General features: G+C 71.5%; 4 protein-coding genes. All 4 read left to right on the top strand.

Annotated elements, in window-relative coordinates; translation table 11 throughout:
• The coding region (locus AOK17_RS29245; protein ID WP_157881421.1) for a tetratricopeptide repeat protein at positions 1 to 949 on the top strand (949 nt) is incomplete at its 5' end.
• Between the two features lie 311 nt (positions 950 to 1,260).
• Entirely contained in the window at positions 1,261 to 2,418 is a 1,158-nt protein-coding gene (locus AOK17_RS29240) for a hypothetical protein (RefSeq protein WP_055615568.1), read from the top strand.
• Positions 2,419 to 2,427: 9 nt separating this feature from the next.
• Entirely contained in the window at positions 2,428 to 4,026 is a 1,599-nt protein-coding gene (locus AOK17_RS29235) for a hypothetical protein (protein ID WP_055615567.1), read from the top strand.
• Positions 4,026 to 8,672: a DUF6603 domain-containing protein gene (locus AOK17_RS48945; protein WP_055615566.1), complete on the top strand. Its 4,647-nt coding sequence runs from the start codon at positions 4,026 to 4,028 to the stop codon at positions 8,670 to 8,672. Before AOK17_RS29235 ends, AOK17_RS48945 begins: the two co-directional genes overlap by 1 nt.
• Positions 8,673 to 8,791: the final 119 nt, after the last annotated feature.

The raw sequence follows: 8,791 nt of genomic DNA, 5'->3' as shown, positions 1-8,791 counted from the left end.
CGCCCGGCCGGGCGCCGCCCCCGAGGCGCTGTCGGACCACCGGCAGGCACAGGCCTGGTTCACCGCCGAGCACCCCGCGCTTCTCGCCGCCATGGAACAGGCTCCCGCCGCCGGCTTCGACGAACACACCTGGCGGCTCGCCTCTGCGCTCACCACGTTCCTCGACCGGCACGGGTACTGGCGGGCGCTGACCACCGTCCACACCGCCGCCCTGGAGGCCGCGCTGCGCAAGCGCGACACGGCAGGACAGGCCGACGCCCACCGGGGTCTCGGGCTCGCCCAGGACCGGCTGGCCCGTCCCGACGACGCCCGCGCCCACTACCGGCTCGCACTGGACCTGTTCGGCGACCTCGGCAACCACGGCGGGCAGGCCCGCATCCACCAGCACCTGTCCCGGATGTCCGAGGACCTGGGCCACCACGAGCAGGCACTCGGCCACGCCCACCACAGCCTCACCCACCATCGGGCGGCCGACGACCGGGCCGGACAGTCCGCCGCCCTCAACCACATCGGCTGGATCCTCGCCCAACTCGGCGACCACGACGCGGCCCTCGCGCACTGCCGTCAGGCCCTCGACCTGGCCCAGGAGACCGGGGACCTCAACGGTCAGGCCCACATCCGGGACAGCCTCGGCTACATCCATCACCACCTCGGCCGGCACCCCCAGGCCGTCGACTGCTACCGGCAGGCCGTCGACCTGTTCCACCAGACCGGCGACCGCCACAGCGAGGCCGCCGGTCTACTCTGCCTCGGCGACACCCACCACAGCGCCGCCAACCTCGACGAGGCCCACGCCACCTGGACCCAGGCCCTGGCCGTCACAGACGAACTCGGCCTCCCTGACACGGATCCACTGCGCACCGAGCTGCTCCAGCGCCTCGGCCGCGCCACGACGGACGCCGGTGCGAGCGCCAGTGCCAGTGCGGAGAACCTTCGTCCGGTCCGTTGAACGGAACAGAGCACGACAGACCCGATGTGGCCCGCCACGCTGTCAACCGGGCGTCGCTCCGCTGCCGGAGGGACGTCGATGCGGTAATTCGCGTCACACGCACGGGTGTCGGCCGAACCGCCCTGGCAACGGGGCTCCGGCGGGACAGGGCGCCTTCGTGTTGCCGGAGGCGATGAACGACTGCCCCGGGAGACCTTCCCATCGAAAGGAAGCGGGAGACAGCGTGCTGTTACACGACCGACCCGACGAACGCAGGCGTCACCCCCGGCCGCTCCGGAGGGCCCGGCGCCACGGGTACGGAGGTTCCGACGATGGCCGATGAGCGCCTGCTCGCGTTGAAGGAACGTGCCGCCGCGCAGCTGATGCGGATTCCCGGGGTCACCGGCGTGGGACTGGGCGGCCGGGAGCGCGCCGGGAGGCCCACCGGCGAGATCGTCCTCAAGGTCTTCGTCCGCCGCAAACGGCCACTCGCCGAACTCACTCCGAGTCAGACGTTGCCCCCGCAGTTCGAGGGGGTCGGCGTGGATGTGAGTGAACTGTCCTATCCCGCACCCGACACGGATCCGCTGCCCCCCGAGGATCCGTTGACTCCGGGCGCATCGACCACCACGAACTTCGACTGGGACACGAAGCGCTATCGCCCGCTGGTCGGCGGAGGACGTCTGCAGGCCGATGTGATCAGTGTCGGGCGGGGCACGCTGGGGTGCCTGCTGGTGCACTCCACCGACCCCAGCAAGGTGTACGCACTGACCAACTACCACGTGGTGGCGGCCATCGTCGCCGGGCAACTGCCCGTCGTGAACGTCACCAGGGTCGGTCATCCGGGCCTGACACCCAGCCCGGTCAAGAATCTCTCGGCCGGGATCGGCGTCTTCGCCGGAGGAGGTCTGGACACGATCCGGGACGCCGCGCTGGTCCAGCTCGACGTCGGCACGAAGTGGCGGGCGGAGATCGTCGGGATCGGTCCGGTGACCGGCCCTTACAAGGTCACCGTCGAGGACGCGAGAACCCTTGCCTACCAGGTGCGCAAGCGGGGCGCCCGCACCAGACTCACCGGCGGCATCGTCGAATCCGTCAACACGACCATCACCTCAAGGACCGACGGCGTCCTGACCACGCGCAACAACGTGCTGGTCGTGAAGCCCAACCCGAACCCCACGGTTCGTGCGGGCGGGACATTGATCTTCTCCGACGGGGGCGACTCCGGCAGCGTCGTGGTCAACGACAACGCCGAGGTCGTCGCTCTGCACTACGGATCGGACGAGCCTGTCCCCGGTGTCACCGTACGCAAGGGATGCGCACTCCCGATCGACGAGATCCTCGAGCGGTTCCAGGACTTGGAGAGCCTGCCCGTCCAGCTCGCCACGGCGACCAAGAACGGCCAGGTCCGCGTCGTGCCCAAGGCGCAGCCGTCGGCCGCACCAACTGAACCTGGCATGGCGGTGCCCGCCGCGCCCGCCGAGCGCTGAGGAGGCGTCATGCCCGAGACCGAACCGGGTCGTCCCGACTACGAGGCCATCGCGCGGGTCAAGCAGGACGCGACCCCGCGGTTGCTCGCCGTCCCCGGCGTGACCGCCGTCGCGCTCGGCGCGAAGGTGGTCGCCGGCCGGCCGACCGACACACCCTCCATCAAGGTCTTCGTCCGCGACAAACGCCCGGCCGCCGACATCCCACCGGACGAGCTGATCCCGCCGGACATCGACGGCGTCCCCACCGACGTGGAGACCGGCGGCGACCTGACCCCGCTGGCCGGTCCTCCTACCGGTGTGCTCAACGCGACGCGGCTGGCCCTGGACTCCAAGACATACCGACCGGTGATCGGCGGGGGCACACTCACCACCGCGGGCAGCAGCGCTTCGGGCACGCTCGGTTGTCTGCTGTGGGATGCAGCCAACCCCGACGTGGGCTACGCGCTCACCAACCAGCACGTGGCCCATGCTCCGGACATCCGGACCATGGAGAAGGACCGGACCGAGATCGGGCAGCCGGACGGCGATCACCTCAGCAAGAACTGCTGCAACGACATCATCGGCGTCTGGGCCGGTGGCGCGAAGAACGCCGACCGCGACGAGGCGGTGGTCCGGTTGTCGCCGGGCATGAAGTGGAAGGCCGAGATCGCCGAGATCGGACGGGTGGCGGGAATACACGAACTCACCCGGGAAGAGGGCAACAGCAAGTCGTACCAGGTACGCAAGCGGGGCGCCGTCACCCGGCTGACCGGCGGATTCATCACCGGTTTCACCGCGACGACGAACGAAATCCAGAACATGATCATCATCACGCCGAACCCGCACCCCAACGCCGGGCCCCGTGACACCACCTTCTTCGCCTACGACGGCGACTCGGGAAGCGTGCTGGTCAACGACGCGAACGAAGTCGTCGGGCTGCTCCACCACAAGGACGGCGGCGGACGCGGGTGGGCGACCCCGATCACCCACGTTCTCGCCCGGCTCGCCGAGCACGAGAAACTCGACCTCCAGGTGGCCACCTCACCGCCCGGTGTCCCCATCAAGGTGCACACGGTGCCGGGTGGCCCCACGGTCGCGGTGCCGCACGAGGTGGCCCAACAGGTCGCCGCCGACCCCGCGATGCGCGGCACGTTCCAGGGCAGCGGCGACCGGGCTCCGCTCGGACGCCCGTGGTTCACCGACGTCCCGCCGCCCGCCGCCACCCTCGCCCACGTCCGCGCCGACCTCGACCGGTCGTCGGCCGGCCGGCTCCTCGGCGCCCTGTGGGCGACCCATCGCACGGAACTGACCAGGCTGGTGACCAGCGACCGGCGGGTCATGATCGTGTGGCACCGCGGCGGTGGCGCGGCGCTGGTCCAGTTGCTGCTGCGCATGCTCACCCATACGGACCGGACGCTGCCCGAGACGCTGAACGGCGAGCCTCTGACGACCTGCCTGGACCGTCTGCACAGCGAGCTGGCCCAGCACGCGTCACCTGCCCTGCGTACGGATCTGGACCGGGCGCGCGCTGTCCTGCCGGATCTGGCCGGGCTGTCCTACCAGGGGATCGTCGACGCACTCGCGGACGTCTCCCAGCGGAACGCCGACCAGCAAGGAGCTGATCAGTAATGCCTGATCAGGCCGGAAGCCTCGAACGCCTGGCCCTTCTGCTGGCCGAAGTGCTGGCCCAGGTCACCCACCAGTTCGGCGACAACGGAGTGCTGGACACCTTCGACCAGCTCGGGGTGCACTTTCCCGACGAGTTGCTGACCAACGCCACGATCACCACCGCCCGGCGGACGGTCTTCAACGCCGGCGCCGACCTCAAAGGGCTGACCGCGAAACTGCTCACCGCGATCGACGGCGGGGACGCCGAGGCAATCGTGGCCGCCTCACTCGCGCTGGTCACCCAGTGCGGGCGGGTCACCGCGTCCTTCTCCCAACTGGCCGACGCACTGGGCACGGCAGGGACGACGCTGCCCGGCGTCAGCAAGGTACAGATCGACGCACTGGTGCAGGACCTGCCGCGCAGGATCACCGACCTGCTCCTCGCGGACCTGGCGGAGGTGTCCGGGCCCGCGGCCGCGGTGCTCGAGGTCCTGGGCGTCGTGGACCGTGAGTTCAGCCCCGGCGACCCCGCCGATCCCACCCGGCCGCCCCACGAGGCGGTCACCGTACACCTGGACCGGCTGCTGCCCGTGATCACGGACCCGGTGCGGCAGTTGGGCCGTCTGTACGGATGGGGTACGGCGTCGTTCGACGCCGTCAAGCTGCTCACCGTCCTGGAGTCGGTCACCGCCCGGCTCGGCCTTCCCGTGGTCCTGGTCCCCGGGACAGCGACCACCCCGCCGGAGTTGCAGGTCTTCGCCGTCGACCTGGGACCGAGCGCGGACGGGGCCGGGCTGCGGGTCGGCATGGTGCTGCCCGCCGAAGGCCAGGGCGGGTTCGACGTACCGCTCTCGCCGCCGACCTGGTCCGCGCATGTCGAGGCCACCGGCAGGGTGGTGGCCGAGAGCGCCGGTGAGATACGGCCACCCTTCGACATCAGCTTGAAGCCACCGTCCGGCGGAGCGGCCGAACCGACAGGCTCGGTCGCCTTCAGTGTGCGGGCCCAACCCGCCGAGCCGTTCCTGCTGTTGGGCGTGGCGGGCGGCAGTCGGCTCGACTTCACCTCGGCGCGGGTGGACGGCGGTGTCAGGTTTCAGCTCGACCCGGTCACCGGGGAGGCCACCGCGACGCCGGAGGTTGTCGGCGAGATCACCGGTGGCCGGCTGGTCATAGACACCGCGGAGGCGGACGGCTTCATCGGCGCGGTCCTCGGCGACCAGAGGCTCCGGTCCGACTTCGGCGTCGGGTTCTCGTTCACCCCGGACTCCGGGCTGCGCTTCCACGGCAGCGGCGGCCTGGAGATCCGGCTCCCGGTGCATGCCGCGCTCGGCCCCGTCGAGATGCAGGCCGTGTATCTGCGGGTGGCGATCGCCGACGACGGGTCGATCCCTGTCGAACTGTCCGCCGCGTTCTCCGCGGCGCTCGGCCCGGTCCGTGCGAGCGTGGACCGGATCGGCGTACGGGCCGAACTGACCTTCCCCGAGGGCGGCGGCAATCTCGGCCCGGCCGACCTGGCGTTCGGCTTCAGGCCGCCGAGCGGCGTCGGCCTGGCGGTGGACGCCGGCGGAATCAGCGGCGGCGGTTTCCTCGACTTCCACCCCGAGCGGGGAGAGTACTCGGGAGCGCTGGAGCTGGAGTTCGCGGACTTCCTGGCGCTCAAAGCCATTGGGCTGATCACGACACGGCAGCCGGACGGCTCGCGCGGCTTCTCGCTGCTGATCGTACTGACCGGCGAGTTCGGCAGCGGGATCCAGTTGGGGTACGGGTTCACGCTGCTCGCGGTCGGCGGTCTCATCGGACTGAACCGCGGGATGAATCTGCAGGCGCTGGTCGAGGGCGTGCGGACCGGGTCCATCGAGTCCGTGGCGTTCCCGCGGGACGTGATCGCGAACGCGCCGCGGATCCTGTCGGACCTGAACCGGTTCTTCCCGCCGGAGCAGGGCACGTTCCTCGTCGGTCCGATGGCGAAGATCGGCTGGGGCACGCCGACCCTGGTGAGCATCTCACTGGGTGTGATCATCGAGATCCCCGGCAACATCGCCGTCCTCGGTGTGCTGCGGGCCGCGCTGCCCACCGCGGACCGGGCGCTGCTGGTCATCCAGGCCCAGTTCGTCGGCGCCCTGGAACTGGACAAGTCACGGCTGTGGTTCTTCGCCCAGTTGTTTGAGTCGCGCATACTGACCATGACTGTCGACGGTGGCATGGGCGTGCTGGTGGCCTGGGGCGACAACCCCGACCTGGTCGTCACCGTCGGCGGGTTCCATCCGGCGTACCGGCCGCCGCCGCTGCCGTTCCCGATCCCGGACCGGCTGTCGGTGGACCTGCTGAACCGGCGCAACCAACTCATCCGGGTGAGCGGCTACTTCGCCATCACCAGCAACACCGTCCAGTTCGGCGCGAAGGCCGAACTGAAGCTCGGTTTCAGCGCCTTCGGCGTCGAGGGGCACGTCGGCTTCGACGCGCTGTTCCAGTTCTCCCCGTTCCGGTTCGCCATCCACATCTCCGCCGAGGTCACGCTCAAGGCGTTCGGGGTCGGCGCGTTCGGCATCGACCTGGACTTCCAGCTGGAGGGTCCGGCGCCGTGGCGGGCGCACGGGCGGGGTTCGATCGGGTTCCTGTTCTTCTCGGTCTCGGCGAACTTCGACATCACCTGGGGCGAGGAGCGGGACACCACGCTGCCGCCGGTCGCGGTGCTGCCGCTGCTGGCGGCCGAGATCCGCAAGACCGAGGGCTGGGAGACCCGGCTCCCGTCCGGCGGCAACCGCGCGCTGGTGAGCCTGCGGCAGTTGCCGGACACCGACGACCTGGTACTGCACCCGCTCGGAACACTGTTCGTCCGCCAGCGGGCGCTGCCGCTGAATGTCCGGCTGGACCGGATCGGTGGTCAACGGGCGAGCGACGGACGGCGGTTCAGCGTGGCACCGCTGCCGGACAGCGGGCTGAAGCGGGTGTCCGACACCGGCGACCGATTCGCCATGGCGCAGTTCCAGAACATGTCCGACGCGGCCAAGCTGTCCCGGCCGTCGTACGAGACACAGGACGCGGGGCTCGAACTGGCCGCCGCCTCAGGCACGTTGGCCTCGGCCCGGGTGGTGCGCCGCAGCGCCCGGTACGAGCTGCACATCATCGACAGCGGGACGGCCACCTCACCGGCGGTCTCTCGGGGTCAACTCGCCGTGCCGCGCGGGGCCGTCGCTGCCGCCACCGCGCCGAAGCGGTTCCACAACGTCAGCGGTGCCGTGTTCGACGAGCTGCTGAGCGGCAGCAGCACCAGCCGCGCCGCGCTGTCCCAGCGGCAGGCGCGGCTGCGGCAGCCGTTCGCCACGGCGGACACGGTCCGGGTGACCGAGCAGCGGTTCGTCGTCGCGTACGTCAAGAGCAACCGGCAGGCGTTCCCGCCCGGTTCGCTGGGCCGGCCGTCACGGGGCGCCGCGGCGACCTTCCGGAGCCTGACCACCGCGCGGGACGCGCTCGCCGACTTCGTCGAGGCCGACCCCGGGCTCACGGGCCGGCTGCACGTCATCCCGGCGTCGGAGGCCGCCGCTTCACCGGCCGTCCCCGGCACCTGGTCCGACGCCGGCCTGCTGCCGGTGCCCGCCTCCGAGGTGGACCTGATGCCGCTGACGAACGGCCGCATTCTGCTCGCCGGCGGGACCGGTCCGACCGGGGCACCGCTCGCCGCGACCGCGCTCTTCGATCCGACGGCCGACGCCTGGTCGCCCGGTCCACCGCTCGCCACCGGACGTCGGCGGCACACCACGACCGCACTCGCGGACGGCCGGGTGCTCGCACTCGGCGGGCGCACCGCCACGGCCCCGCTCGCCTCTGTCGAGGTCTTCGACCCGGCCGCAGGAACCTGGACGCCGGTGGCGGCGCCGATGGACACGGCCCGGTACGGGCACTCCGCGACCCGGCTGAAGGACGGCCGGGTGCTGGTCGCCGGCGGCAGCGGCGGCCGGACCGGCCAGGAGGACGGCGCGCTCTCGTCCGCCGAGCTGTACGACCCGGCCACCTCGACCTGGGCCGCGGTCGCGCCGATGACCGATGCCAGGACCGGCCACCGGGCCGTACTGCTGAGCGACGACCGGGTGCTGGTCGTCGGCGGGGCTCTGCCCACCGGGCGAGACCGGCAGAGCGCACTCGCGTACTGCGAGCTGTACGACCCGGCCACACGGACCTGGACGCCGACCGGCAGCCTCGCCGAGGCCCGCAAGGGGCATCAGGCCACGGCACTGCCCGACGGCCGGGTCCTGGTCACCGGCGGCGATCCGGTGGTCGCCCCCGACGGCACCCTCGATCCAAAGAGCCTCGCCGGCGCGGAGCTGTACGACCCGAAGACCGGGCGGTGGACCGCGGCGGCGAGCATGCCGGGCGGCGGTCGCAGCGGCCACCGGAACCTGTTGCTGCGGTCCGGGGTCGTGCTGGTGATCGGCGGCACCGGCGCACCGGAACTGACGGCCGGCTACCGCTCCGTCGTCGCCTACAGCCCCGAGGACGATGCCTGGACCACGATCGGCGGCCTCGGTCTCGGCCGGTTCGCCCTCGGCGCGGTCGAACTGACCGACGACCGGGTGCTGGTCGGCGGCGGTGTGGCGGCGGCCGGCACGGCCGCCGAGAGCCTCGACGCCGTCCAGCCCGCAGGCACCGGAGAGGTGCTCATCCCGTGACCCCGCCCCGCACCGACGCGACCGCACCTCTGCCGACCGCATCCCTGCCGACGGCACTCGCCCTGCCGGTCGTCACCGCGACCGCCCCGGCAACCCGAACCGACCGGACAACGACGGCC

Origin of the sequence: Streptomyces phaeochromogenes, assembly GCF_001418655.1 — a bacterium.
In the GTDB taxonomy this organism is placed as follows: Bacteria; Actinomycetota; Actinomycetes; order Streptomycetales; family Streptomycetaceae; genus Streptomyces; species Streptomyces phaeochromogenes.
The sequence above is the reverse complement of the archived record's forward strand: the minus strand, read 5'-3'. Positions and strand labels throughout refer to the sequence as shown.

Bases quoted from the DNA above. Each gene is read 5' to 3' on its own strand.
- AOK17_RS48945 (WP_055615566.1), top strand. From the start codon at position 4,026: ATGCCTGATCAGGCCGGAAGCCTCGAACGCCTGGCCCTTCTGCTGGCC.
- AOK17_RS29235 (WP_055615567.1), top strand. From the start codon at position 2,428: ATGCCCGAGACCGAACCGGGTCGTCCCGACTACGAGGCCATCGCGCGG.
- AOK17_RS29240 (WP_055615568.1), top strand. From the start codon at position 1,261: ATGGCCGATGAGCGCCTGCTCGCGTTGAAGGAACGTGCCGCCGCGCAG.